At 65.5% G+C, this 1,848-nt stretch carries 1 protein-coding gene; it reads right to left on the bottom strand.

All coding sequences use genetic code 11. The features are described 5' to 3' along the window. A partial coding sequence (locus SO140_RS45725; RefSeq protein WP_498544174.1) for an amino acid adenylation domain-containing protein occupies positions 1-1,848 on the bottom strand: 1,848 nt, incomplete at both ends.

Genomic DNA, 1,848 nt, shown 5'->3' with positions numbered 1-1,848 from the left:
ACCTCGCTCAACCCAAATGGCAGCGTCGGCTCATCGATGTCTGCCAGCAGTCCCCGGAAGAACTCTTCATGCGCCTTGGCATCACCGCCCAGGCGCGCCTGCGCCACCAGGTTGCGGAACGGCTGTGGGGCTGGCAGCCCATGCGCACGCCCCTCCAGCGCGGCCCGGACCTCGGCATGCATCACGTCCAGCGTGGTATGATCCCCGATCAGATGATGCTGCAGCTCCAAGGCCAGCCAGCGCGCACTGCCGGGCTCGCGGGCAATCACAAACCGCAACAACGGCGCCCGGCCAAGATCGATCCGGTGCTGGCGCGGATCAAACCGCCCCCGGAGCTGCTCGTGCCCAGGACCACCAGACGCATCCAGCTCGACCTCGGTCACTTCCAGTGGCGCGTTCCGCCACACCACCTGCGCCGGGCTCGACAGACCTTCCCAGACAAATGACGTGCGCAGAATGTCGTGCCGGTCCACCACCCGCTGAACGGCGGCAAGATAGCGGTCCAACAGGTCACGGTCGGCAAACGCCATCTGCGAGACCAGCAGGTAGGGATCGCCCTTTGTCGCCAACAGATGATGGAACAGGATGCCATCCTGCAACGGCGACAAGCCATAAATGTCCTGGATGTTACTGACACCGCCGGGCACCGTGGCGAGGATCCGGTCGATCTCGTCTTGCGTCAGCTCAATCAGCGGCAGCATCTGCGGCGTGATCGCCGTACTCTGTTCGCTGATCAGGTTGGCCGGGACCGCCACTTCGCGATGGCTGCCGAGGCTTGCAGCCAGATCGGCCAGCACTGGCGTGGCGAACAGCGTCTGCACGTCGACCCCCAGCGACAGCCGCCGCAGCCGCTCGATCAGCCGCACCGCCAACAGCGAGTGGCCGCCGAGCGCAAAGAAGTGGTCGTGGCGTCCGACCCGCTCAACACCCAGAAGCTCGGCCCAGACCGTTGCCAGCGCGGTCTCGATCTCGCCTTGCGGCGTCGCATAGACGGCGCGCGCATACGCCTCATCTTGCGGCGCTGGCAGCGCCTTGCGGTCGAGCTTGCCGTTCGGCGTCAGCGGCAGCGCCGCCAGCTGCACAAACGCCGATGGCACCATATACTCCGGCAGCCGCGCACTTAGGTGCGTGCGCAAGGCGCCGGCCAGGTCAGGCTTCTCAGCTTCGAGCGCATGCTCAGCCGCCACAACCACATAGGCGACAAGGTGCTTGTCGCCGGCGGGGCCCTCGTGCGCCACCACCACCGCCTCGCGCACCAAGGCGTGCTCGGCAAGCCGCGCCGCGACCTCACCCGGCTCGATCCGGAAGCCGCGGATCTTCACCTGCTCGTCGTTGCGGCCCAAGAACTCCAGATTGCCGTCCGGCAAGTACCGCGCCAGATCGCCGGTGCGGTACAGCCGGTCGCCGTCGACAAAGGGACTGGCGATGAACCGCTCCGCCGACAGCTCGGGCCGGTTCAGATAGCCGCGCGCCACTCCCGCCCCGCCGATGTAGAGCTCGCCTGCCGCCCCGAGCGGAACGGGCTCACCATGACCGTCAAGTAGATATACCCGCGTGTTCGCAATCGGCCGGCCAATTGGGACAACGGACCCATCAAAATCAACGGGGCAACTCCACGCGGTGACGTCGATCGCAGCTTCCGTCGGACCGTACAGATTGTGCAGGCCGGTCCAAGGCAATAGGCGCCGAACCTGATGGACACTGGCCGCAGGAAGCGCCTCGCCACTGCAGATGAGACGCTGCAGCGACGTGCAGCGATCAACACCCTTCTTATCCATAAAGCTGACCAGCATGGATGGGACGAAGTGAGCCGTCGTGATGCGTTCTCTGATGATCAAGTCGACCAAT

This window comes from Bradyrhizobium sp. UFLA05-108, from assembly GCF_059803455.1.
This window is presented reverse-complemented; position numbering and strand designations above follow the sequence as displayed.